Raw genomic sequence first — 25,491 nt, 5'->3', positions numbered from 1 at the left:
AAGTTCAATACAACCAGGGTAGTATCCCACCGACGCCTCCCCCGAAGCTGGCGCTCCGGGTTCTCTGGCTCCTACCTATCCTGTACAAGTTGCACCAAAATTCAATATCAGGCTACAGTAAAGCTCCACGGGGTCTTTCCGTCCTGTCGCGGGTAACCTGCATCTTCACAGGTACTATAATTTCACCGAGTCTCTCGTTGAGACAGTGCCCAGATCGTTACGCCTTTCGTGCGGGTCGGAACTTACCCGACAAGGAATTTCGCTACCTTAGGACCGTTATAGTTACGGCCGCCGTTTACTGGGGCTTCGGTTCGCACCTTCGCTTGCGCTAAGCACTCCCCTTAACCTTCCAGCACCGGGCAGGCGTCAGCCCCTATACGTCACCTTACGGTTTTGCAGAGACCTGTGTTTTTGCTAAACAGTCGCCTGGGCCTATTCACTGCGGCTCTCTCGGGCTATTCACCCTACCAGAGCACCCCTTCTCCCGAAGTTACGGGGTCATTTTGCCGAGTTCCTTAACGAGAGTTCACTCGCTCACCTTAGAATTCTCTTCTCGCCTACCTGTGTCGGTTTGCGGTACGGGCACCTCCCGCCTCGCTAGAGGCTTTTCTTGGCAGTGTGAAATCAGGGACTCTGAGGTAAACCTCTTGCCATCACTGCTTGATGTTATATAGAAACGGGATTTGCCTCGTTTCTCATCTCACAACTTGGACGTGCACAACCAACGGCACGCTCACCCTATCCTTCTGCGTCCCCCCATTACTCAAACGGCGGGGAGGTGGTACAGGAATATCAACCTGTTGTCCATCGTCTACGCCTATCGGCCTCGACTTAGGTCCCGACTAACCCTGAGCGGACGAGCCTTCCTCAGGAAACCTTAGGCATTCGGTGGACGGGATTCTCACCCGTCTTTCGTTACTCATACCGGCATTCTCACTTCTAAGCGCTCCACCAGTCCTTCCGGTCTGACTTCAACGCCCTTAGAACGCTCTCCTACCACGGACATCTACGATGTCCATCCACAGCTTCGGTAATCCGTTTAGCCCCGGTACATTTTCGGCGCAGTGTCACTCGACCAGTGAGCTATTACGCACTCTTTAAATGATGGCTGCTTCTAAGCCAACATCCTGGTTGTCTAAGCAACGCCACATCCTTTTCCACTTAACGGATATTTGGGGACCTTAGCTGGTGGTCTGGGCTGTTTCCCTCTTGACTACGGATCTTATCACTCGCAGTCTGACTCCCAAGCATAAATCACTGGCATTCGGAGTTTGTCTGAATTCGGTAACCCGGGATGGGCCCCTAGTCCAAACAGTGCTCTACCTCCAGGATTCTCTTCTTGAGGCTAGCCCTAAAGCTATTTCGGAGAGAACCAGCTATCTCCAGGTTCGATTGGAATTTCTCCGCTACCCACACCTCATCCCCGCACTTTTCAACGTGCGTGGGTTCGGGCCTCCAGTAAGTGTTACCTTACCTTCACCCTGGACATGGGTAGATCACCTGGTTTCGGGTCTACAACTGCATACTCACTCGCCCTATTCAGACTCGCTTTCGCTGCGGCTCCGGCTTCTCACCTTAACCTTGCATGCAATCGTAACTCGCCGGTTCATTCTACAAAAGGCACGCTATCACCCATTAACGGGCTCTAACTACTTGTAGGCACACGGTTTCAGGATCTATTTCACTCCCCTTCCGGGGTGCTTTTCACCTTTCCCTCACGGTACTGGTTCACTATCGGTCACTAGGGAGTATTTAGCCTTGGGAGATGGTCCTCCCGGATTCCGACGGAATTTTTCGTGTTCCGCCGTACTCAGGATCCACTCTGGAGGGAATGAACTTTCAGCTACGGGGCTATTACCCTGTCTTGCGGACCGTTCCAGGTCGCTTCGCTTAATCCATTCCTTTGTAACTCCGTATAGAGTGTCCTACAACCCCAGAAGGCAAGCCTTCTGGTTTGGGCTGATCCCGTTTCGCTCGCCGCTACTTGGGGAATCGCATTTGCTTTCTCTTCCTTCAGGTACTTAGATGTTTCAGTTCCCTGAGTCTGCCTTCTCATGTGCTATGTATTCACACATGGATACTGCTCCATTACGAACAGTGGGTTTCCCCATTCGGAAATCCTCGGATCACAGCTCACTTACAGCTCCCCGAGGCATATCGGTGTTAGTGCCGTCCTTCTTCGGCTCCTAGTGCCAAGGCATCCACCGTGCGCCCTTATTAACTTAACCACTGAATGGTCAAAAAAATAAGTTGATCGCAAAGCGATCACGCTACTTGATGCTTGTTTCTTAATCAATGTCGATCTATCCAGTTTTCAAAGAACAAGGTTGAAAGTGCTCCGCAAGGAGTGAACCTTCAAAACTGAACGCAAAACGTCAACCCGATCCGTTAAGAATCGGTTCCGATATAATCCTTAGAAAGGAGGTGATCCAGCCGCACCTTCCGATACGGCTACCTTGTTACGACTTCACCCCAATCATCTGTCCCACCTTCGGCGGCTGGCTCCCGTAAGGGTTACCCCACCGACTTCGGGTGTTACAAACTCTCGTGGTGTGACGGGCGGTGTGTACAAGGCCCGGGAACGTATTCACCGCGGCATGCTGATCCGCGATTACTAGCGATTCCGGCTTCATGCAGGCGAGTTGCAGCCTGCAATCCGAACTGAGAACGGTTTTCTGGGATTGGCTCCCCCTCGCGGGTTTGCAGCCCTTTGTACCGTCCATTGTAGCACGTGTGTAGCCCAGGTCATAAGGGGCATGATGATTTGACGTCATCCCCACCTTCCTCCGGTTTGTCACCGGCAGTCACCTTAGAGTGCCCAACTGAATGCTGGCAACTAAGATCAAGGGTTGCGCTCGTTGCGGGACTTAACCCAACATCTCACGACACGAGCTGACGACAACCATGCACCACCTGTCACCGCTGTCCCCGAAGGGAAAGCCTAGTCTCCTAGGCGGTCAGCGGGATGTCAAGACCTGGTAAGGTTCTTCGCGTTGCTTCGAATTAAACCACATGCTCCACCGCTTGTGCGGGCCCCCGTCAATTCCTTTGAGTTTCAGCCTTGCGGCCGTACTCCCCAGGCGGAGTGCTTAATGCGTTAGCTGCAGCACTAAGGGGCGGAAACCCCCTAACACTTAGCACTCATCGTTTACGGCGTGGACTACCAGGGTATCTAATCCTGTTTGCTCCCCACGCTTTCGCGCCTCAGCGTCAGTTACAGACCAGAAAGTCGCCTTCGCCACTGGTGTTCCTCCACATCTCTACGCATTTCACCGCTACACGTGGAATTCCACTTTCCTCTTCTGCACTCAAGTCCCCCAGTTTCCAATGACCCTCCACGGTTGAGCCGTGGGCTTTCACATCAGACTTAAAGGACCGCCTGCGCGCGCTTTACGCCCAATAATTCCGGACAACGCTTGCCACCTACGTATTACCGCGGCTGCTGGCACGTAGTTAGCCGTGGCTTTCTGGTGAGGTACCGTCAAGGTACCAGTAGTTAGTTGGTACTTGTTCTTCCCTCACAACAGAGTTTTACGATCCGAAAACCTTCTTCACTCACGCGGCGTTGCTCCGTCAGACTTTCGTCCATTGCGGAAGATTCCCTACTGCTGCCTCCCGTAGGAGTCTGGGCCGTGTCTCAGTCCCAGTGTGGCCGATCACCCTCTCAGGTCGGCTACGCATCGTGGCCTTGGTGAGCCGTTACCTCACCAACTAGCTAATGCGCCGCGGGCCCATCCTGCAGTGACAGCCGAAACCGTCTTTCCGTGTGGCCTCATGAGAGGCCGCAAACTATTCGGTATTAGCACCGGTTTCCCGGAGTTATCCCGATCTGCAGGGCAGGTTGCCCACGTGTTACTCACCCGTCCGCCGCTAAAATGTTGGAGCAAGCTCCAACACCTCCGCTCGACTTGCATGTATTAGGCACGCCGCCAGCGTTCGTCCTGAGCCAGGATCAAACTCTCCATTATAGAGTAGTTGATTGCTCAATACTGCTGGCGTATCGCCGTCTAAAAGACGCGCGATTCGCTTGATCTGCCGAAGCTGATCAGTAATTAAGTCACGAACACCGAAGTTCAGAATGGCTGATTGCTCCGATCGCCCAAGGGCGACCATCGCAAAAGCCGTTCGCGCGCCAAGGCGCTCGTGACGTCTTTCGTTGACGTTTTGCTGTTCAGTTTTCAAGGTTCATATATTGATTCGCTTAATGTAACAGCGACTTTTAAATACTACCAAACTCCCCTAAAGAAGTCAATGGTTATTTTTTCTTTTATTATCATCTCGCTTTTCACTAAAAACGCGACAAGAAATATCTTATCACCTTCTCGCAACGAGCGCAACAGTTTTTTTAAAAAAACCAGGTAAGCTAAACAGCTCACCCGGTTTTTACTTCCAATTTATTCTTTTGGTCGCATCTGAGGGAATAATAACACGTCTCGAATCGATGCTGAGTTAGTTAGTAACATAACCAAGCGGTCAATCCCAATTCCTAAGCCACCTGTTGGGGGAAGACCATATTCCAACGCTTCGATAAAGTCATCATCCATTTCATGAGCTTCATCGTTTCCTTCTTCTTTTTCTATGAGCTGCGCTTCAAAACGTTCGCGCTGATCAATTGGATCATTTAACTCTGTAAAGGCGTTTGCATGCTCTCGGCGTACGATGAAAAGTTCAAAGCGGTCTGTGAAACGTTCATCTTCCGGATTTTTCTTAGCAAGCGGAGAAATTTCAACCGGATGTCCATAGATGAACGTTGGCTGAACTAATTGCTCTTCAACCTTTTGTTCAAAGAACTCATTAAGAATATGCCCCACTTCCATAGTCGGTTTGATTTCGATTCCATGTTCATTGGCGAGTGCTTGTGCTTCTTCCTTTGACATACGGCTCCAGAAATCTACACCCGTGTATTCTTTAACTGCATCCGCCATGTGCAGGCGTTTCCAGCCTGGAGCTAGATTTATGTCTTCTTCTCCATAACGGACAGTAGTTGTGCCAAGGACCTCTTGTGCAGTGTGTGCAATTAAGTTCTCTGTCAAGGACATGATGTCATTGTAATCAGCATATGCTTCGTAAAGTTCGAGCATAGTGAATTCTGGATTATGACGGGTGGAGATGCCTTCGTTACGGAAGACGCGCCCGATTTCATAAACTTTTTCTAATCCGCCTACAATGAGGCGTTTCAAATGAAGTTCGATAGCGATACGAATATATAGTTGCATGTCTAGCGCATTATGATGAGTAATAAACGGACGTGCAGTGGCTCCTCCGGCGATTGAATGGAGCATTGGTGTTTCAACTTCCAAAAAGCCCTGGTTATCCAGATAGCGGCGCATCGCTTGAATGATCCGGCTACGCAAAATAAACGTCTCTTTGCTATTTTCACTAACAATCAAGTCAAGATAGCGCTGGCGATAGCGTTGCTCAACGTCTTTCAAGCCATGGAATTTTTCCGGCAGTGGGCGAAGGGCTTTTGTTAAGTATTCCACTTCTTGTGCTTTTACAGAGAGTTCACCGACATTTGTTTTAAAAACAGTACCGCGGACGCCGATGATGTCTCCCAAGTCTGCGGTTTTAAAGAATTCATAGGAATCTTCTCCAATTGCATCTTTACGGACGTAGATTTGGATCTGCCCTTTCAAATCCTGCAGGTGGGCGAATCCAGCTTTACCTTTTCCACGCTTCGTCATGATGCGGCCTGCAATAATGACTTCAGTGGACTTTTCTTCTAGTTCTTCTTTCGAGAATTGATCATATTGCTCAACAATTTCTTGTGAAAGATGCGTACGCTCGAAACGTTTTCCGAATGGGTCGAGTCCATGCTCGCGGAAGTTTTGCATTTTCTGGCGGCGCACCACTAATTGGTCATTTAACTCTTCTGACATATCCTACACTCCTTTTTCTGTTAAAACCACGTGCTTTCGTGTATTTATCCATTGTACACAATTTTTCGTGCCGTTACATAAGAAAAGCTGCCGTTTTCTTGGCAACTGCTAATTGTATTCTTTGCAGTTCTTTTAATTGCAAATAATCTTGTTAATTAATTTGCATCAAGCAAAAATGCTTTTATGTCACTATACGTTTTCCACAACTCTACTCCCTGCGTTTCTAGACCTTCCGGAAGACTGAGTGAGGGCATCAGTTCTCGCAAAGGCACGAGCACAAATGCTCGCTCATACATGTGGGGGTGCGGAATGGTGAGCCTTTCTGTTGTCAGCTGCTCTTGGCCGTACAGCAATATGTCAAGGTCGACTGTGCGCGGGCCCCAGCGAACTAGCCGCTCCCTATGCAAAGCTTGCTCAATTTCTTGGCATGCATCTAACAACCTTAATGGAGAGAGACTGGTTTCTAGTCGGATAACTAGATTCAGGAATGCATCTTGGCTGAGATAGCCAACTGGGGCCGTTTCATAGATGGAAGACATTCTCATGTTCGAAATGGATGAATTCGATTGAAGCAAGCGAACCGCTTCTTGAAGCTGGGCTTTCCTGTCTCCTAAATTTGAGCCCAAGGATAGGTAGACTTCATTCATCGGAAGCTGCCCCGAGTGATGTCGATCGCTACTGATTTGTAATGGCCAGGGATTGGCGGATCGGGTTTGATCAACTGAACGCGGACTCCCTGGACCAGCGGGAATTGGGTCAATAAGTTAGCAGCCACTGTTTCGGCCACTGCTTCGACCAGCTTTTTTGGTTTTCCTTCAATAACTTCGCGACATGTTTCGTACGCTTCGCCGTAATGGACCGTATGTTCCAGTTCGTCAGTTTCTCCAGCACGTTTTAAATCGACTGCTAGTGTCACTGTCGCCCGGAAGCGCTGCCCGAGTTGTTGTTCTTCCGAAAATACACCGTGATAGCCGTAAAACTCCATTTCGTTTAAATGAATATAATCCATATTTATCCCTCCACCTTGATCTTACCTGTTAAGAAATCCATCATCTTGACTGTCTGCACAGTTTCTTTCACATCATGGACACGCACGATTTGGCAGCCTTTCGTGACACCAAAAGCTGCCGTTGCGAGAGAGCCTTCTAAACGATCATCGACTTTTGCATCGAGTAATTTGCCGATAAATGATTTTCGGGAAGTGCCGAGAAGTACGGGATAGCCCATTGCCACGAGCTGATCGAGCCGCTGCATCATTTCGACGTTTTGTGCGAGCGTCTTGGCGAATCCGATGCCGGGGTCAAGCCAGATGCGATTGTCCGGAACCCCTGCATTTCGGGCGATTCGGATGCTTTCTTCGAGGTCCTTTTTTGCGTCTTGCCAAAAATTATCGTAAACCGCTTCGGCACGGTTGTGCATTAGAATGATCGGCACTTGTTTGTCTGCAGCCACCCGGGCGATCTCGGGATCGTATTTGGCGCCCCAAATATCATTAATGATCTGTGCCCCGGCCTCGACAGCTGCCTGGGCAACGGCAGATTTGTATGTATCGATGGAAATAATTGCTTCTGTTTGTTCTCTGAGCGCCTGGATGACCGGGACTACCCGAGCGATTTCTTCTTCATCAGAAATCTGCGTGTGGCCGGGGCGTGTCGATTCGCCGCCCACGTCGATAATGGAAGCTCCATCCTTTAACATTTGCTTGGCGCGGGCCAGCGCTTTTTCTATATTGTCGAATTGCCCGCCGTCGGAAAACGAATCAGGGGTCACATTCAATATGCCCATCACTTGCGTTTTTGTGAATACATTTAAGTTCATTTTTTCCACCGTCCATGTATGAATTGAAGGAATCGATCATTTCCTGGGAAATACTATTATTCAAACTGCTCTTATCTTATCGTGAATCTGCGGTTTCTGCACAAACAAAAGAGCCCTCTTTTCAGAAGGCTCTGTGGATCATCCGTTATTTTCGTCAAATTGGTAAAGCGGAGTGCTCAAATAACGTTCACCGTTTGACGGCAAGATCGCCAATACTTTTTTGCCTTTGCCGAGTCTTTTGGCAAGTTCAAGCGCGGCATAGATTGCGGCTCCTGATGATACACCACCAAGAATACCTTCTTCACGGGCAGTTCTACGGGCAAATTCATACGATTGCTCATTGCTTACTTGCATGATTTCATCATAGATTTCTGTGTTTAACACAGCTGGCACAAAGCCAGCACCGATGCCTTGGATTTTGTGAGGGCCTGGTTTTCCGCCGGACAAGACCGGGGAATCCGTCGGTTCAACAGCTACGATATGGACATTCGGGTAATGTTCTTTCAAGACTTGCCCAGCACCAGTAATCGTGCCGCCTGTCCCAATGCCGGAAATGAAGGCGTCCAGTTGATCCATCGCTTCAACGATTTCAGGCCCTGTGGTTAGGCGGTGCACTTCAGGGTTTGCCTCGTTATTGAATTGCTGGGGCATGAACCAAGAGTTTTCAGCCGCTAGTTTTTCGGCCGTCTTGATGGCGCCGTTCGGGCCGTTCATGCCGTCTGGGCCTGGCGTTAACACTAGTTCTGCACCGTATGCGCGCAACAAGTTGCGGCGTTCCATGCTCATCGTTTCAGGCATGACGAGAACGCTTCGATAACCTTTTGCTGCAGCGATCATCGCGAGGCCGATCCCTGTATTGCCGCTTGTCGGTTCGATTAAGGTATCGCCTTCTTTTAAGTCGCCGGATTTTTCTCCCGCTTCAATCATCGCGAGCGCAATCCGGTCTTTCACACTGGAGCCTGGGTTGAAGTATTCCAATTTAACGTAAACTTCCGCATCTTCAGGTCCTGTCAGCCGGTTTAATTTAACAATCGGTGTTTGCCCAATCAATTCGGTAATTGAATTTCCTACTCGTGCCATGTTTACCACTCCTAATCCCTACTATTTTTGTCGACATTATTTATTTCATCCTATCAATTGCAACGCAAACTGTCAATCTTTGGAGAGCGTCGGCAGATTATTCTCCTTCACCGTAAAACCATTCAGCATTGAATTCTTGCCAGAAGGCTTCAGGCGAGACCGATTGAGGCAATTGTTCAAGTGCTAGCTCCCGGCTGATGTGTTCTTTCACTTCGTCGTAGCTGAACGTACGGCCTTCGATTTTTTCTTTCACCATGATGACGGCGGTCCGGCCATCTTCAAGCGCTAGTGGAGCCGACCACGAGCCAGGTTCGATGGTTTCGACCGTTTTTGCGATTTGCGAATCGATCGACGCTTGGCCGGGAGAGACGAAACCGATATCTCCTCCGAGGTTGCCCGTGGCGTTATCGATGGAACGCTCGCGGGCAAGTGCTTCAAAGCTCGAGCCGCTGTCGAGTTCTTTAATTGCCTCTTCTGCTTCTGCTTTGGAATTCAAGACGATCATGCTCGTGCGGTATGAATCTTTGACGTCATAGATGGCCCGGTTGTCTTCATAGAAATCTTTGATGGCCTGGTCATCAATGAGAACATCTTTCGTCAAGACTTTCTCCAAAATCAATTGCGCTTTCACTTTTTCGCGCTGTCGTTCGTTGTCACTGGCATACAGCAGTTCTTCGGTGCCGTCTTGCGCGGTCCGCATCATGGCCAATTCAAGATCGATTTCCTTATCGGATACTTCGATGCCGTAATCATCTGCTGCAGCGGCCATAACTTTTTCATTGACCAATTCGAGAAGGGCACTTCGGCCGTGCTGCTGTTCCATCGATGCCATCCATTCAGCACGCGTGATTTCTTCGCCATCGACGGCTGCGACTTCCTCGTTTGCGGCACTGCTGCCGTTAGGGATGAGCCAGGCAATGAACCATAGCACATTGGCCAGCAATAAAATGCCGATGACCATTAATACGGGTTTCGTTTTCAAGTGGCGCTTCTGTTTCGGCGGTGTCGTGTTAGTTCGATTCGAGTTCATTGAGCAGCGCTTCCAATTCTTCTTTGTTGTAATGATACTTTTCGTGGCAGAAATGGCATTCTGCTTCCGCTTGGCCGTCTGTATCGATCATTTGGCGGATTTCTTCTTTACCAAGCCCTATGATGCCCTCTGCAAATTTTTCTTTTGAGCAAGTGCATTTGAACTGGACGGGCATTTTCTCGAGAATCTGGACGTTATCTGCGCCCAGCACTTCTTCCAGGATGCCTTCAGGGGTGAGCCCGCGCTTAATCATGGACGAGACGGGTTCGATATTTGCCAAGCGTTTTTCAATCAATGTAATGGTTTCGTCATCGGTATCCGGCATCAATTGAATGATGAAGCCGCCTGCTGCGAGTACCGAATTATCGGTATCAACAAGAACGCCAAGGCCAACGGAAGAAGGCACTTGTTCGGAGACGACGAAATAATACGTCAAATCTTCCGCGATTTCCCCGGAGACGATCGGCGTCTGTCCTGTGAAATAATCGCGCATGCCTTGGTCTTTGACGACTGACAGCATGCCGTCTGTACCGACGACACCTTTGACGTCCAGCTTTCCGCCTTTGCTATCGACATGGGTTTGCGGATTGGCGACATAGCCGCGCACATTGCCTTTAGCGTCGCTATCGACCAATAAATGACCGACCGTCCCGCCTGCTTCAATTTTCAAGGTGACGCGGTCTTCTCCTTTAAGCATCGCGCCGAACATGACACCGCCAGTCATTAAACGCCCGAGGGCTGCGGTTGCGGCGGGCCATGTTTGGTGGCGGCGCTGCGCCTCCCCGACCGTTTCTGTCGTATTGACTACAAATGCACGCACGTTGCCATTAAAGCCAAGTCCGCGTACTAAATAATCTGACATAGTGACTCTTCCTCTCCTTACGCTTGATTGCGTTTATAAATGAAATGCAGGCCTTTCAATGTCAAAAACGGGTCTACATGGTCGATCATATCCGACTCTGCGGCAATTAACGGCGCAAGTCCGCCTGTTGCGATGATGGTCGGATGCTGCTTGCTTTGCTTTTTCATGCGGGTGATGATGCCTTCTGCCTGGCCGACGTAGCCATAGACGATGCCCGCCTGCATGGCCGAAATTGTGTTTTTGCCGACGACCGAATCGGGACGCGCGATTTCAATACGCGGCAATTTCGATGCGCGCGTGTAGAGCGCTTCGGTCGAGCTTTGGATCCCCGGGGCGATGGCACCGCCTTGGTATTGGTTTTTTTCGTCAATGTAACAGAAGGTATTGGCAGTGCCGAAGTCAACGATGATCAAGGGGCCGCCGTATTCCTGTATCGCTGCGACGGCATTGACGATGCGATCCGCGCCGACTTCACGGGGGTTTTCGTATTTGATGTTGAGGCCGGTTTTGACGCCTGGCCCGACGACCAGCGCTTTGGTGTGGAAATATTTTTGCGCCATGCGCTCTAGCGCAAACATGATCGGCGGAACAACGGATGACATGATGACGCCGTCAATCGCTTCAAAGCCCAGTCCGACATGATTCAAAAACGCTTTGATCTGCATGGCATATTCATCTTCGGTTTTATGGCGGTCGGTTTCCATCCGCCAATGGTGCAGCAGTGTTTCGTTATCGTATACGCCAAGGACGATATTGGTATTGCCGGTATCCATCACTAAGATCATAAATTCTCCCCATTTATCTGCTGAATTTCCAACACATCATACCATAATTCTACAAAAGCAAAAAGCCGGCGCCAAGCCCTTTTCAGGGCCGGCACCGGCTTTCAGTTATTTACGGTCTTCTTTGATAGGACCTGACGAATCAGTCGATGAACCTTCTTCCGGCAAATCGCCTGATGATGGATCGTTCGGCGCACCCGTAACATCCGGGTTGACCTCGTCTTGATCCGTTTCGCTGTTTTCACCATTTCCGTAGTCGCCGTTTAGGGCTTCATACGAACGTTCCGGCAATGTGCCGTGTTCTTTCAAGTGCAGGATTTGGGCAGCATCCAGTGTTTCCACTTCAAGCAAAGTGTTGGCAAGGAGTTCGAGCAACTCACGTTTTTCCGTGAGAATCTCTTTAGTCCGGACATATTGCTCTTTAATGATGCGCTGGATTTCCTGGTCGATCTCGAATGCGATGGCATCGGAATAGTTTTGATCCGAATTGAAATCGCGTCCAAGGAAGACATTTCCGCCTTGGGATTGGCCAAATTGAATCGGGCCGATCTTATCGCTCATCCCGTATTCGGTAACCATGCTGCGTGCAATCGCTGTTGCACGCTGGAAGTCATTGTGTGCACCAGTGGATACTTCGCCGAAGACAATATCCTCTGCCACACGACCGCCGAGCAATCCGGCAATCTTATCGAGCAATTCCGGTTTCGTCATAAAGTAACGGTCTTCGCGTGGCAGCATGACGGCATAACCGCCTGCTTGGCCGCGCGGTACGATGGTTACTTTATGGACGATGTCCGCATCATCAAGTACCAAGCCGATAACGGTATGGCCTGACTCGTGATAGGCAACGATATTGCGTTCTTTTTTCGAGATGACGCGATTCTTCTTCGCTGGACCGGCAATGACACGGTCTGTCGCTTCGTCGATATCGGACATGTCGATTTTCTTTTTATTGCGGCGAGCGGCTACGAGAGCTGCTTCGTTCAATAAGTTCTCAAGGTCTGCACCGGAGAAGCCAGGCGTACGCTGGGCGATTGCCTTCATGTCGACAGTGTCATCAAGCGGCTTGTTGCGCGCATGGACTTTCAACACTTCTTCGCGTCCTTTGACATCCGGACGGCCGACTGTGATCTGGCGGTCAAAACGGCCAGGACGCAGAAGCGCCGGATCCAGGATATCCGGACGGTTGGTTGCAGCGATGATGATGATGCCTTCGTTCGCGCCAAAGCCATCCATTTCAACGAGCAATTGGTTGAGCGTTTGTTCCCGCTCATCATGCCCGCCGCCAAGACCGGCGCCGCGCTGGCGTCCAACTGCATCGATTTCATCAATGAAGATGATACATGGTGCGTTTTTCTTTGCGTTCTCGAACAAATCACGAACACGCGAAGCGCCGACACCGACAAACATTTCGACAAAGTCAGAACCACTGATCGAGAAGAACGGTGTGCCTGCTTCGCCGGCTACTGCACGGGCAAGCAAAGTTTTACCGGTACCTGGAGGCCCGACAAGCAAGATCCCTTTCGGAATGCGTGCGCCGATCTCACCGAAGCGTTTCGGATCTTTCAGGAAGTCCACGACTTCGACAAGCTCTTGCTTCTCTTCATCCGCTCCGGCTACATCGTCGAAGCGAACTTTTTGTTTCTGGTCGTCATATAATTTCGCCTTACTTTTCCCGAAGTTCATCACTCGGCCGCCACCGCCGCCTTGTGATTGGTTCAGCAAGAAGAAGAACAGGATGAAGATGATGATGAATGGAATGATGCCGGTAAAGAATGAAACCCACCCGCTAGTCTGCGGCGCTTTCAAAAACTCGACTTCCACTCCTTCTTGCGCTGTTGCAAGCTCATCAATTTGCGCTACCAATGCCTCGTTCTCGATCGGCACATTGGTCACAAACGTTTCGCCTTCATCATAACCAGTCATTTCACCGGTCACTTCATACACTTGTGCGTCAGGCTGGATCGTCACATTCTCAATCTCGCCCGCGTTCAGTGCTTCCAAGAATTCGTTATAGCTAATATTTTGCGTCGGTTGGTTGCTATTATTGAAAGTTCCTAGAATACCGATGATGACTAGGAATATCAGTAGATAAAATATGGTGTATCGGAATATTCGATTCATCCCGCGCCTCCTCACAAAGTTTCCCAAAACTATACTAAATACTAACACAGGGACAAAAATGCATACAATGAAAAGCCTTTACCGCATGCTTGAAATCATCGGTTCTTTGAACGTTCTTTGACTATTCCTCTTCGCTGCCGTAAACGGACGGCTTAAGAATACCAATATAAGGAAGGTTGCGGTATTTTTCTGCATAGTCCAAGCCATAGCCCACAACGAACGCATCCGGCACTTCAAAGCCGATATAATCCGCTTTTAAATCCACTTTGCGTCCAGTAGGCTTGTCGAGAAGCGTAACAATTTTAATGGAATTCGCTTTGCGGTATTTGAACAAATCCACCAAATAGCTCAGTGTCAGCCCGCTGTCGATGATATCTTCAATGATCAGCAAGTCACGGCCTTCGACGCTTGCGTTCAAATCCTTGACGATTTTGACTTCGCCTGAAGAAACTGTTGCGTTTCCATAGCTTGAAACGTCCATGAAATCCATTTCCACATAACCGTCAAAGCGTTTCATGAGGTCGCCCATGAATGGCATGGCGCCTTTCAATACGCCGATGGCAAGCGGGTATTTCCCTTCATAATCACGCGTCAATGTTTCGCCGAGTTCGCGTGCTTTTTCTTGAAGTTGTTCTTCACTGATCAATACTTCTTTAATGTCCTTTTGTAGCATGGTGGGCCTCCTAGTTTCTTCCTCATTTTGCATAGTCTATGCATTGTTCAACTAATACTCGGTTGTCTTCCGGACGCTTGGTCCGACTCAGGCAAGCGGCGATGCGCAAACCGGGCACTAGTAATACTCGATGTGTTCCGGCCACGATGATTGGCCAGTTGTCCCGTTGGTATGACGGAATCTTTTCGTCAATCATCAATCGCGCCAGTTTTTTCGCCTGGTTCATGCCCGCAAGCAAGATCCGGTCGCCCGGTTCCCTTCCGCGGAGTGTGAAATCCGTCTCTTCGGATTGAAAATACCAAAAAACAGCATTCTCTACTTCCAGCTCTTCGCCGACTGGCAAAATCCGGTAACGGGAACCAAAGACAGGCGGTGACCAAAAACAGCCGATATCCGCCCGCTCGCACTCCAGGTATTCTTTTGGCTTTTCAAAGGATACCTGGTCGTATTGGCGTGTCATCATATAATTTTGCGGCAAATGTAAAAAAACAGTGCCCGAGGAACTTTGGAGCAGCTCGCGCACTTGTTCCGCCAAATGGCTCGTTATTAACACTCGCTTGTCATCATATAGATAGTTTAATAGTAGTAGAACCATCCTTTTTTGTAAAGCAGAGGGCTGGCTTCTGAAACTTTCGGCAGAAATAAGCAATTCCTTATCTGACAACAACAATTCTTTTAGCGTTTGTTCAGCGAGCTGCTGAAGGAACGCTGCATCTTCATTGATTTGTTCTGCAAGCTCCGAAAAGTGTAACGAAGCGCGGGGGTTTTCCTGTGCCATCGCCGGCACAATGGTCTTGCGGACGCGGTTGCGCGTGTAAGCATCACTGGCATTGCTTGGGTCTTCTCGGTACGGCACTTTGTTCAGTTGTGCATAATGGGCGATTTCCGCTTTGGTGACCGCAAGCTGCGGCCGGACGAGCATGCCGTCGCCAAATGGCCGCTTAATGCGCATGCCAAAAGCCCCGTTGTGCAAGCTGCCGCGCATGCCTTCCATCAAAATGGTCTCCAATTGGTCGTCTGCGTGATGGGCTGTGATGAGGATCGTGGATTCGGTTTTTTCCATTACTTGGTCGAATACCCGGTAACGTTCTTCCCGGCAGACACTTTGCGTGTTCCCGCCATTTTCAGCCAAAATCGCTGGGATAGGGACTGAAAAACTTTCACATGGCACCTCCCACAGCTTGCATTGCTGTTCAACAAAGCCGCGGTCTTGCGCAGATTGTTCACCCCTCAGCATATGATCGATATGTACCGCTGTGAGATGCAGGCCCAATTGATGCCGCTTTTTCGAGAGAAAATGCAATAGAACCATTGAATCGATGCCGCCCGAAACACCGATGACGAGTCGCTCGCCAATTTCGAATAACCCGTGTTTTTTATGGTATGCAAGCATCGTTTGTTCATAATGATCCACGTCATGTCCTCCTGTTCTGTATATATTGCGATTTAAATAAAATAAATATCGTAAAAACATAAAATGCTGATTGACACATATGTATTAAGGATAGTATGATATAAACTGTTCGTTTGAACAAGGCGGCGTAGCTCAGCTGGCTAGAGCGTACGGTTCATACCCGTAAGGTCGGGGGTTCGATCCCCTCTGCCGCCATCCCATTATAAGCAGTGCCCTCCATCATAGAGGGCACTGCTTTTTTTATGTTAAAAAAGTATTGATCTGCTGGAAATGATGGGCATCGTGTTTGGTAAGATTTCCGAAATAGCGGCCCATCGTCATTTCTTTATCATCGACGTAGAATGCTGCATTCCATTGGCTGGGAGTGGCAGATGCAAGCCGTTTCTTCAACAAACTTCGTTCTTCAATGGCTTGTGTGACGATGGCTGGAAATTCCATCGACTTGGCTTTGTCGATGGCGTGGCGGTTGAATTTATCGGCTTCCGGCAAGGGATCCAGATGCCCCCCCTGTTTCATCTGCGGCAAGCGCTCGCTGCGGATAAAACGGTCCCATTCCGCGAGATGCATGACCATCTGCGCGATTGACCATTTGCCGTCTGCGATCGGCTTATGTGCTTCATCGGATTCGGCTAAGGTCTTTTGGAGCGATTCCATGTAGATTTCGTAGTCGTCAAATGCCTGAAGGACTTGCTGTTGTTCCATCCTTTCCACACCTTTCCGCTATACTGTGCAGGACGAGTGCCTGCTAAGCTGCCTACTTACTTAGACAGACGCCTCCCATTCTCCTACCGCTTCGCACTTTTCTGGCGATAAAAAAAAACGCCCTCCCCGAAAGGAGAAGCGTTCCATCTTCACAGTTCAACTAAGTTGAAGCATTTTCTCTATGCTATTAAAACAGCTAGCAAGTTAGCCTCTTTTCGCTCCACGACCGCCACGCTTGGATTCTGTGGCACGCTTTAGCGTCGACAGGTTGTCTTCGCTGTCTTTCAGGAATTTTGCCATCTTCGTTTCGAAGGTTTCCTTAGGGGCGCGGTCAAAAGAACGATTGTTCGGACGCGGACGGCTTGGACGGCTTGTGCCGCCTTCTGGCTGAGGCTTGGCTTTGCGGATTGACAAACCGATTTTCCCGTCTGCTTCTACATTCATCACTTTCACTTCTACCATTTCGCCAACTTTCAAGTGATCGTTAATATCTTTCACATAGTTGTCGGCGACTTCACTAATATGCACGAGGCCTGTTGCACCGGTTGGAAGCTGTACGAACGCTCCAAAGTTTGTAATACCCGTGACTTTTCCTTCTAACTTGCTGCCTACTTCAATCGACATAAAAAAAATGCTCCTCCTTAAAATTTAAGATGACTCCGGATTCGGGCCAAATTGACAGTTTGCGGGACTGATCCCACCTTTAATTATAGCGATGAAAGGGAGAGTGTCAACCGACTACTCTTTTTCTTCGCCATCTTCTTGTGGTTTCCCGGCATCATTTGGCAAGGTGAAAATGATCTCGCCTTCATTTGACAAGAAATAATCTTTGCGCGCAAGCTTTGATACATAATCGTCGTCGTTCAACAAACGAATCTGTTCTTCAAGTTTAGCCTGCTGCTTCTGTACTTCTTTTAGCTCAGCAAGCTTTTCCTGCTGGAGCTGTTCTTTGCCGGCAATGGTCTGGGATTGTGCATAAATGGTCGAGCCCAGCCAAATGCTCGTCAACAGCACCACCAAGCCGAATACCGCCAACCGTCTGTACAATACCACTTTATGCCGTTTTTTCCGTGCGTCTTCGATTTCTGCAGCCCGCGTGTATTCATTTTGCAGCGGGGTCACTCCCTGATTTTCGTGCATTTTCTCTCTTTTCACTTACGGACGCCCCTTCCCAACTGATTTTGTGATTATTATACATGAAAAACATTCCATTTAAAAAGATTTTCTGTAAGCCCTTTCTCCTTTTTTCTTGCATTTTAACGGAATATAACCAATTCTTCTATGAGTTAATAAAAATGCTGTTGACTTAATTTTTATGCAACATTATAATACAGGACACATCATTTATTATAAAAATTAATTATAATGCATATATATTCATAAAAGGAGTGTGGAGCATGACAGGAAAATTGGTTTTGGCGAATGGCGCATCATTTACGGGAGCATGGCACGGTACACAAGCGGCAGTACAGGGAGAGGTCGTCTTTTTCACCGGCATGACCGGCTATGAGGAAGTCATTACCGACCCTTCTTATAAAGGGCAGGTCATCGTTTTTTCCTATCCATTGATTGGCCAATACGGCATTGAAGCGCTTTATGCACAATCCGAAAAAATCCAAGCTTGTGCCATCATCGTCGCTGAATTGTATGACGGCCCACTGCCGAAACAGGCGATTTCGTTAGCTCAATTTGCAGAAAAGCAGGGGGTCCCAGTGCTGAGCGGCATCGATACGCGCTCAGTCATCCAACAAGTCCGGGAAACCGGCACGATGCCGGCACAACTGCTTCATGTAGACTCACCTGAGCAGCCGTGGCAAATGCTCAAAACCGATTTTTTCCCGGCTGGCGAAGCGGCAGGGACGAAGCAAGTCGGCGAAGGCTCCTTGCATATCGGACTCATTGATTTCCATTACAAAGCGTCCATCTTAAAAGAATTGCTCGCTCTCGGCTGCACGGTCAGCATTATCCCCTATAACGCAGCAGTTGAACTTCCTGAAGCACTTGGAGTCGACGGGCTATTGTTCTCGAACGGCCCTGGAGACCCGCAAGCATTGAACAGCCGCTTGCCAGTCTACCGCGCCTGGGCAGAACGCTATCCGTCATTCGGCATTTGCCTTGGCCACCAGGTGCTGGCTGCCGCTTTCGGCGCAACAACCACGAAGCTCGCTTACGGGCATCGCGGAGCCAATCATCCCGTCAAAAACAATAAGACCGGCCGCGTCAGCATGAGCTCCCAAAATCATAGCTATGTCGTCGAGGCGGCGAGCCTGTCGGACACGCCATTTGAAGTGTTGTATGAAAACGTCAACGACGGCAGCATCGAAGGCTTGATCCATCCGCAATTGCCGATTACGACGGTTCAATTCCACCCGGAAGCAGCTCCCGGCCCGGCGGATCATCTCGCATTGTTCCACCAGTTCCTGGAGACGGCAAATGAAATGAAGAAGGTGAAAATGCATGCCTAAATTAGACTCTATTGAAAAAGTGCTCGTCATCGGATCCGGCGCCATCGTCATCGGACAAGCCGCAGAGTTCGACTATTCCGGCACCCAAGCGTGCTTGGCTCTAAAAGAAGAAGGCATCGAAATGGTGCTCATCAATAACAACCCAGCGACGATCATGACCGATGAAAGCGTCTCGGACAAAGTGTATTTCGAACCGATGACACTCGAATCCGCCACCAACATCATCGAGAAAGAACGACCGGACGGCCTGCTTGCGACTGTCGGTGGCCAAACCGGCCTGAATTTGGCAATGGCGCTGGCCGATGCCGGCATCTTGGAACAATACGGCGTCGAATTGCTCGGCACCGATATGACCGCCATCAAAAAAGCGGAAGACCGCGACCAGTTCCGCTCCTTGATGAAGCAACTCGGTGAACCGGTACCGGACAGCGACATCATCTATTCGCTCGACGGCGCGCTGGCTTTCGCAGAGCGCACGGGCTATCCCGTTATCGTCCGCCCCGCCTATACGCTCGGCGGTTTCGGCGGCGGCATCGCAAGCGACGAAGCAACTTATATCAAGCTGGTGACGCAAGGCTTGTCGGCGAGCCCGATCAAGCAATGCCTCGTCGAGACGAGCATCGCCGGCTATAAGGAAATCGAATATGAAGTGATGCGCGATGCAGCGGGCACCTGCATCACGGTCTGCAATATGGAAAATTTGGATCCGGTCGGCGTGCATACCGGCGATTCGATCGTCGTCGCCCCGAGCCAAACTTTGAACGATCCGGATTTTCACATGTTGCGCACGTCTTGCATCAACATCATCGAAGCGCTCGGCATCATCGGCGCCTGCAATGTGCAGTTCGCCCTCCATCCGGAAACCTCCGATTATTTTTTGATTGAAGTCAACCCGCGCGTCAGCCGCTCATCCGCACTCGCTTCCAAAGCGACCGGCTACCCGATCGCGAAGATCGCCACCAAGCTCGCAATCGGCTATACGCTCGATGAATTGAAAAACCCAGTGACCGGCACGACCTATGCCAGCTTCGAACCGGCACTCGATTACGTCGCCTTGAAAATCCCGCGCTGGCCGTTCGACCAATTTCCTTTAGCGGACCGCACGCTTGGTACGCAAATGAAGGCGACTGGCGAAGTGATGGCGATCGAACGCCGCATGGAAGCCGCTATGCAAAAAGCGCTGCGCTCGCTTGAACTTCCGATAGACGGGTTCCGCCTTCCTGCCATCTCCTCATTGCCGACGGGCGATTTACTGGAACTCGCAATGAAGCCGGACGACCGCCGTTTGTTCGTGCTGTTCGAATTGCTCATCCGCGGAAAAACCACGGATGAATTGCATGCCATCACCGGCATCACGCCTTATTTCTTATACGTTTTATCGAATATTGTTACAGAGTGGCAAGATCTCAAATCGATCAGCTGGAACACCGTGACCGCTGATCGCTTATTGCAGGCGAAAAAGCTCGGCTTCAGCGACCAGCAAATGGCCGATATTTGGAATGTGCCGGCAGCTGAAATTTGGGGGCAGCGCAGAAGCTATAAAATTGCGCCAGCTTACCGGATGATCGATACATGCGCCGCTGAGTTCCGTTCGAATACAAATTATTTCTATTCCACATGGGACAATGCCGCAGACGTCGACCGTTCAAAAGGCGCGAAAAAAGTTGCAGTCGTCGGATCCGGCCCAATCCGCATCGGGCAAGGCATCGAATTTGATTATTGTTGCGTGCACAGTGTCATGGCCGCACAGAAGCTTGGCTATGAAGCTGTCATGATCAACAACAACCCAGAAACCGTCAGCACCGATTACGAAGTGGCGGATGCACTTTATTTCGAACCGATAACGGCGGAAGATGTCTTGAACGTCCTGGAATTTGAGGGCATTCACCAAGTCATCCTCCAGTTCGGCGGCCAGACTTCGCTTAATTTGGCGAAAGCACTGGAAGAAGCGGGCATTACCGTGCTCGGCTCATCAGTCGATTTGCTGGACCAAATGGAAGACCGCGACCGCTTTTATGCCTTTCTCGAGTCGATCGGCTTGCCGACCATCCCCGGGACGACGGCGAATGCGCCGGAAGAAGTGCTGCCGGCAGCGGAAAAGCTCGGCTTCCCGGTCTTGCTTCGCCCTTCTTATGTCATCGGCGGACGCGGCATGATCGTGCTTCACAACCAAGCGGAGCTTGATGCTTGGCTCGCGGGCGCGGACAAGGCGTTTCCGGTATTGGTCGATCATTTCGTCACCGGCAAAGAAGCCGAAGCGGATATTTTAACGGATGGCGACAATGTGTGGGTGTCGGCGATTTTCGAGCACATCGAAGGAACCGGCGTCCATTCCGGCGACAGCATCGCGAGCACCCCGCCCGTAACATTAACAGATGTCCAGCAGCAAAAACTGGTGGATACCGCGAAGCATATTGCGAGGCAACTTGATTACACCGGGCTTTTCAATATCCAATTTGTCTACGAAGAAGATCAATTATTCGTCATGGAAATCAATCCGCGGGCATCGCGCACGGCGCCGATCAGCTCGAAAGTGACGGATGTGCCGCTCGTTCAGCATGCTACCGCTTTATTGCTTGGTGTGCCGTACGATGAGCTCGGCATTGAAGACACGTATAACGGACAACCGGACTTTACCGTCAAAGCGCCGGTGTTCTCCCATATTAAATTGCCTGGCCTGTCCCCCGTCCTGTCGCCCGAGATGATGTCGACCGGCGAAGTGATCGGCACAGCCAAGCTGTTTGAAGAAGCGCTCGAGAAAGCATTGACCGGCGCTTCCGTCCAGCTGGCGAAACTTGCAACAGGCTCAACGCTATTCGCCGCCCAGGACAGCTCCGATTATGAGCAACTCAATTCTTGGCGCGCACAAGGCTTCACGATCGTCACCGAAGACCAACTTTCTTTTGGCGAGTGGTTATTATCGAAAGACGCTGCCGCCTATATCGACTTTTCCGAAACACCTGACGCTGGCCGCATGGCGCAAGCGGCCATCCACCGCCTCCATGCCTGGTCACGCCCGGAAACTGCGGCCGCTTACGCCGCTAGCCAAAAAATCCAATCTCAACGCTTGAAAGGAGTGCTTGCCCAATGACGATGATCATGCCGCTTGCCCCAACTGTTGCCCAGGAAGATTTTCTCTCATTGAAAGACTATAGTACCGAGGAGATCCTCGATTTGCTTAATTTAGCGATTGAATTAAAGAAACCGGAAAATAAACATTTGCCGCTCTTGAAAGGAAAAGTGCTCGGCATGATCTTCGAGAAATCGTCAACCCGCACGCGCGTTTCGTTTGAAGCCGGCATGCTGCAGCTCGGCGGCCACGCGATGTTCTTGAGTTCTCAGGATACCCAGCTCGGCCGCGGTGAAACGATTGCCGATACGGCCCGTGTGTTGTCGGGTTATTTGGATGGATTGATGATCCGCACATTCCATCAATCCGCTGTTGAAGAGCTCGCGCAGTTCAGCTCGATTCCCGTCATCAATGGCTTGACCGATGATTACCATCCGTGCCAAGTGCTGGCCGATCTCATGACGCTGATCGAACATTTCGGTGAGTTGAAAGGCCGCAAGCTGGCGTATATCGGAGATGGCAATAATATGGCCAATTCCTTGATGATCGGTGCCGCAAAAGTCGGGCTCGACATCGCGATCGCCGCTCCAAAAGGCTATGAGCCGCAAGCGGAAATGGTCGAACTCGCGCAAGCCATCGCAAAAGATACCGGTTCTGTGGTGACGGTGACCCATGATCCCGTCGAAGCCGTAAAAAACAGCGACGCTATCTATACGGATGTCTGGGCGAGCATGGGTCAGGAAGCGGAAGCCATCAAGCACCTGAATGATTTTGAAGGATTCCAAGTGAATGCGGACCTGGTTCAGCACGCGAAAGCTGATTACATCTTTATGCACTGCCTCCCTGCGCACCGCGAGGAAGAAGTGACGACCGATATTTTAGAAGGCCCCCATTCGGTCATTTTCCAGGAAGCCGAAAACCGCCTGCATGCCCAAAAGGCGGTGCTCGTGACTTTGATGGGCGATTGAACTTATTGATACGAATGAAGAGCCTTGCCTGCAAATGGCGAGGCTCTTTTTGGGGTTGTCGAATTTTTAGCGGAGTGGCGTTTCAATGTATGGAGGAGTAAGCTTTGTTTTTTCATCACCTTGGTAGCCGCCGCCTCGCTTGGGGTTAAACTCTCGCCATGAGCCAGGAAGAACGCCTGTCTCTTGGCTGCGCTTCACCCTTAAGCGCGAGGGACTTGGATATTTCGTTGAATCGAATGAGACAGATGGATTCGGTTCTGTATGGTTCGTCCGCTTTTGGGTAAGTAGCTTAATTGGTCAAAAGAGTTGGGCTATGCAGTTTATATGCGACGGGGTTCGTTCATTGTTTTTTTGCACCCCTTTGCCGCCGCCGCCTCGCTTTGGGTTGAGCTCCTGCCATGAGCCAGGAAGAACGCCTGTCTCTTGGCTCCACTTCACCCTTAAGCGCGAGGGGCTTAGACATTTCGTTGAATCGAATGAGTCAGATGGTTTCAGTTCTGGATGGTTCGTCCGCTTTTGAATACGTCGTAGCTTAGTTGGAAATGCATGTGCTGAACAAAATCAGGAAACTGGTCTACCGAGAAAAAACGCACTTTATTTCTTCATTTGCTGAGTGGAGAGGATGACACAACTACTTACCAATCTAAATCTAGAGATGGAGTTTAGGGCGGCGACGCCTGAGGGATCAGCGGGTTTGAGAGACCCCACAGGAGCGCATGATTTTTGCGCGACGAGGAGGCTCGATTCCCACCCCTAGGCAAGCGTCCGCCCGAAGCGCAATCTCCACCCGTAACTCTTACACGCCAAAAGTTGCCACAGCACAAAAAGAACCCAACCGCTAACCGGCTGGGTTCTTTTTCATTCTTTATGCCTCGTCGTCCACAAAGCTCGGGTCCACTTTATCGAGCTTTTCTTCGTTCAGGATCGTGTACATTTCCGCAGTCTGTTCTTTGCGGACGTTTTCGCGCAATTGGTCGATGCGGGCAGTAACCACTTTTTGCCCGAAGCGGATCTGCAGTTCGTCGCCTTCTTTGACGACGCTGCTCGCTTTCGCTTTATTGCCATTGACCAAAATGCGACCTTGGTCGGCTACTTCTTTCGCCAAAGTGCGGCGCTTGATCAAACGGGATACTTTCAGGAATTTATCGAGTCTCATGATTTTCGTCCTCTCCGTGTCCAGCTTTCGCTTCGTTCCAGAAGCCGTCGAGCTGGTCTAATGTGTAATCTGAAAACGTACGGCCGCCTTCTTTCGCGCGCTGCTCCACGTGTGAAAAGCGCGTGCGGAATTTGCGGTTCGCCTGGACCATCGCCTGTTCGGGCGACAAGCCGTAAAAACGCGCGATGTTGACGAGCGTGAACAACAAATCGCCGAATTCATCAAGCTGCTGGTCTTTGGAACCATTCGCCACTTCAATCTTGAACTCCTGCAATTCCTCTTCGAACTTCGCCCAAGCGCCGTCCGCGTCTTTCCAGGTAAAGCCCACTTTCGCTGCTTTCTTCTGGTAATTATACGAGGTCAACAGCGACGAGCTGTGACGGTCCTGGCCATCAAGCAGTGATTCGCCCGCCGGTTTTTCCTGGCGCTTGATTGCTTGCCAATTATCCACGACTTCATCCGCAGACGCTACATTCACGTCAGCGAATACATGGGGATGACGGCGGATCATTTTATCACTGATGGCCTCTAGGATGTCTTCCAACTGGAAATAGCCACTATCCTGGCCGATTTGCGCGTGCAAGAACACTTGGAGCAACACATCGCCCAGTTCTTCAGCGATGGCTTCGTCATCTTCCTCTTCGATCGCCTGCAGCAATTCGTGCGCTTCTTCGAGTAAATAAGGGCGCAGCGATTCATGGGTCTGCTCGCGGTCCCACGGGCAGCCTTCAGGACTGCGCAGTTTCGCGATGATCTCACGGAATGTCTGCCATTCTTTCAAACGCTGCGTCTGCTCCGTTGCAGGCGGCACGTAGACAGTCGTCAAATTATCGATTTCCGCCGAACGGTCGAGTTCGTGGAGCGGCACCGTACGCAGGCGCTCTGAAGTGGCCCCTGCGGCTGTAACAATCGTTACCGGGTAATCGTCCGGGTATTTCTCCATCAGCGACAGTTTCACTTCGGATGCGCTGAACTGGTCATACACTTGCGCAATCAAAATATGTTCGGTCATATTCAAGCGGTCGCTGTCGAGGCCTGTGCCGTCGACCAGCTGGAAACCCTCGATCGGATCGATGCGCAAAGCGCCGAATATGGCGTCCAAAAAGCTTTGCCCCCCGGCAATCGACAATTCACAGCGCCCTTGTTTTTCCGCTTCGATCAAAAATTGCACCGTCTGTTCCGCAACGAGCGGATGTCCCGGCACTGCGTAATAAACGGATGCGTTTTCCGCAAGCGCAATAAGCGTCTCGGCGATTTCCTTATAAACCGGCGCAAAATCGTCATGCTTTTCGTAAATTGCATCAAAACTCTCGTAACGTAAGCCTTCTGTCTCCAGCTCTGTAACGACCGGGTGATCCGCTGTCCGCAAGTAAAGCGGGTCCGCCTCTTTCAAGGTACGGTATACGCCGAGCGGCAATTGCAGAAGATCCCCGGCGCCAAGGCCGAGTATATGAATGGTATGCATCGT

General features: G+C 50.4%; 19 protein-coding genes, 1 tRNA gene and 2 rRNA genes (1 of these 22 only partly in view). 4 read left to right on the top strand and 18 right to left on the bottom strand.

What is annotated here, in order from left to right:
- The 13 genes from G3255_RS00400 to tilS all read right to left on the bottom strand — a co-directional run.
- Positions 1–2,228, bottom strand: a 23S ribosomal RNA gene (locus G3255_RS00400) (it extends 704 nt beyond the left edge of the window).
- A gap of 189 nt (positions 2,229–2,417) precedes the next feature.
- A 16S ribosomal RNA gene (locus G3255_RS00395) occupies positions 2,418–3,968 on the bottom strand.
- The 16S and 23S rRNA genes sit together here, the layout of an rRNA operon.
- Positions 3,969–4,394: 426 nt before the next feature.
- Positions 4,395–5,879, bottom strand: coding sequence for a lysine--tRNA ligase (gene lysS / locus G3255_RS00390; RefSeq protein WP_211652831.1), 1,485 nt, complete (start codon positions 5,877–5,879; stop codon positions 4,395–4,397).
- Positions 5,880–6,034: 155 nt separating this feature from the next.
- Entirely contained in the window at positions 6,035–6,526 is a 492-nt protein-coding gene (gene folK / locus G3255_RS00385; RefSeq protein ID WP_211652830.1) for a 2-amino-4-hydroxy-6-hydroxymethyldihydropteridine diphosphokinase, read from the bottom strand.
- Positions 6,523–6,888, bottom strand: coding sequence for a dihydroneopterin aldolase (folB, locus tag G3255_RS00380; protein ID WP_211652829.1), 366 nt, complete (start codon positions 6,886–6,888; stop codon positions 6,523–6,525). The genes folK and folB overlap by 4 nt, the downstream gene beginning before the upstream one ends.
- 2 nt (positions 6,889–6,890) lie before the next feature.
- Positions 6,891–7,697, bottom strand: a complete 807-nt coding sequence (gene folP, locus G3255_RS00375; RefSeq protein ID WP_211652828.1) for a dihydropteroate synthase — start codon at positions 7,695–7,697, stop codon at positions 6,891–6,893.
- 138 nt (positions 7,698–7,835) lie between these two features.
- Positions 7,836–8,777 (bottom strand): cysteine synthase A, encoded by a 942-nt coding sequence (gene cysK / locus G3255_RS00370; protein ID WP_211652827.1) that lies wholly within the window; start codon positions 8,775–8,777, stop codon positions 7,836–7,838.
- Between the two features lie 97 nt (positions 8,778–8,874).
- Complete coding sequence (locus G3255_RS00365; RefSeq protein WP_211652826.1) at positions 8,875–9,807, bottom strand: peptidyl-prolyl cis-trans isomerase; 933 nt, start codon at positions 9,805–9,807, stop codon at positions 8,875–8,877.
- Positions 9,788–10,669: an Hsp33 family molecular chaperone HslO gene (gene hslO, locus G3255_RS00360; RefSeq protein WP_211652825.1), complete on the bottom strand. Its 882-nt coding sequence runs from the start codon at positions 10,667–10,669 to the stop codon at positions 9,788–9,790. Before hslO ends, G3255_RS00365 begins: the two co-directional genes overlap by 20 nt.
- Before the next feature lie 17 nt (positions 10,670–10,686).
- The gene (locus G3255_RS00355; protein WP_211652824.1) at positions 10,687–11,454 is read right to left on the bottom strand and encodes a type III pantothenate kinase; all 768 of its coding nucleotides are present in this window, start codon (positions 11,452–11,454) and stop codon (positions 10,687–10,689) included.
- A 105-nt stretch (positions 11,455–11,559) separates the two neighbouring features.
- Positions 11,560–13,575, bottom strand: a complete 2,016-nt coding sequence (gene ftsH, locus G3255_RS00350) for an ATP-dependent zinc metalloprotease FtsH (protein ID WP_211652823.1) — start codon at positions 13,573–13,575, stop codon at positions 11,560–11,562.
- A 121-nt stretch (positions 13,576–13,696) separates the two neighbouring features.
- Positions 13,697–14,248 carry a hypoxanthine phosphoribosyltransferase gene (hpt, locus tag G3255_RS00345; protein ID WP_211652822.1) on the bottom strand — a complete coding sequence of 184 codons (552 nt, stop codon included), beginning with the start codon at positions 14,246–14,248 and terminating at the stop codon, positions 13,697–13,699.
- A 22-nt stretch (positions 14,249–14,270) separates the two neighbouring features.
- Positions 14,271–15,662, bottom strand: a complete 1,392-nt coding sequence (gene tilS / locus G3255_RS00340; protein WP_211652821.1) for a tRNA lysidine(34) synthetase TilS — start codon at positions 15,660–15,662, stop codon at positions 14,271–14,273.
- Between the two features lie 121 nt (positions 15,663–15,783).
- Between tilS and G3255_RS00335 the strand changes: the two genes are divergently transcribed.
- A tRNA-Met gene (locus tag G3255_RS00335) sits at positions 15,784–15,857 on the top strand.
- Between the two features lie 45 nt (positions 15,858–15,902).
- Here G3255_RS00335 and G3255_RS00330 read toward each other — a convergent pair.
- From G3255_RS00330 to G3255_RS00320, 3 genes are all read right to left on the bottom strand, one after another.
- The gene (locus tag G3255_RS00330; RefSeq protein ID WP_211652820.1) at positions 15,903–16,364 is read right to left on the bottom strand and encodes a DinB family protein; all 462 of its coding nucleotides are present in this window, start codon (positions 16,362–16,364) and stop codon (positions 15,903–15,905) included.
- A 204-nt stretch (positions 16,365–16,568) separates the two neighbouring features.
- A complete protein-coding gene (locus tag G3255_RS00325) occupies positions 16,569–16,988 on the bottom strand; it encodes a S1 domain-containing RNA-binding protein (protein ID WP_058382215.1) in 420 nt (139 codons plus the stop codon).
- A gap of 114 nt (positions 16,989–17,102) precedes the next feature.
- Complete coding sequence (locus G3255_RS00320; protein WP_349291393.1) at positions 17,103–17,519, bottom strand: FtsB family cell division protein; 417 nt, start codon at positions 17,517–17,519, stop codon at positions 17,103–17,105.
- A gap of 242 nt (positions 17,520–17,761) precedes the next feature.
- Here G3255_RS00320 and G3255_RS00315 point away from each other — a divergent pair, with 242 nt between their 5' ends.
- The 3 genes from G3255_RS00315 to argF are packed head-to-tail and all read left to right on the top strand — an operon-like array spanning position 17,762 to position 22,867.
- Positions 17,762–18,829: a carbamoyl phosphate synthase small subunit gene (locus tag G3255_RS00315; RefSeq protein ID WP_211652819.1), complete on the top strand. Its 1,068-nt coding sequence runs from the start codon at positions 17,762–17,764 to the stop codon at positions 18,827–18,829.
- Positions 18,822–21,920 carry a carbamoyl-phosphate synthase (glutamine-hydrolyzing) large subunit gene (gene carB, locus G3255_RS00310; RefSeq protein ID WP_211652818.1) on the top strand — a complete coding sequence of 1,033 codons (3,099 nt, stop codon included), beginning with the start codon at positions 18,822–18,824 and terminating at the stop codon, positions 21,918–21,920. The genes G3255_RS00315 and carB overlap by 8 nt, the downstream gene beginning before the upstream one ends.
- Positions 21,917–22,867, top strand: coding sequence for an ornithine carbamoyltransferase (gene argF, locus G3255_RS00305; protein ID WP_211652817.1), 951 nt, complete (start codon positions 21,917–21,919; stop codon positions 22,865–22,867). The genes carB and argF overlap by 4 nt, the downstream gene beginning before the upstream one ends.
- 865 nt (positions 22,868–23,732) lie before the next feature.
- Here argF and G3255_RS00300 read toward each other — a convergent pair.
- Complete coding sequence (locus tag G3255_RS00300) at positions 23,733–24,023, bottom strand: RNA-binding S4 domain-containing protein (protein ID WP_058382220.1); 291 nt, start codon at positions 24,021–24,023, stop codon at positions 23,733–23,735.
- Entirely contained in the window at positions 24,010–25,488 is a 1,479-nt protein-coding gene (yabN, locus tag G3255_RS00295; RefSeq protein WP_211652816.1) for a bifunctional methyltransferase/pyrophosphohydrolase YabN, read from the bottom strand. Before yabN ends, G3255_RS00300 begins: the two co-directional genes overlap by 14 nt.
- Between the last annotated feature and the right edge of the window lie 3 nt (positions 25,489–25,491).

The organism is Planococcus sp. MSAK28401, from assembly GCF_018283455.1.
GTDB classification, from domain to species: domain Bacteria; phylum Bacillota; class Bacilli; order Bacillales_A; family Planococcaceae; genus Planococcus; species Planococcus alpniumensis.
Note: the sequence above shows the minus strand (reverse complement) of the source record. Positions and strands in the feature narration are given on the sequence as shown.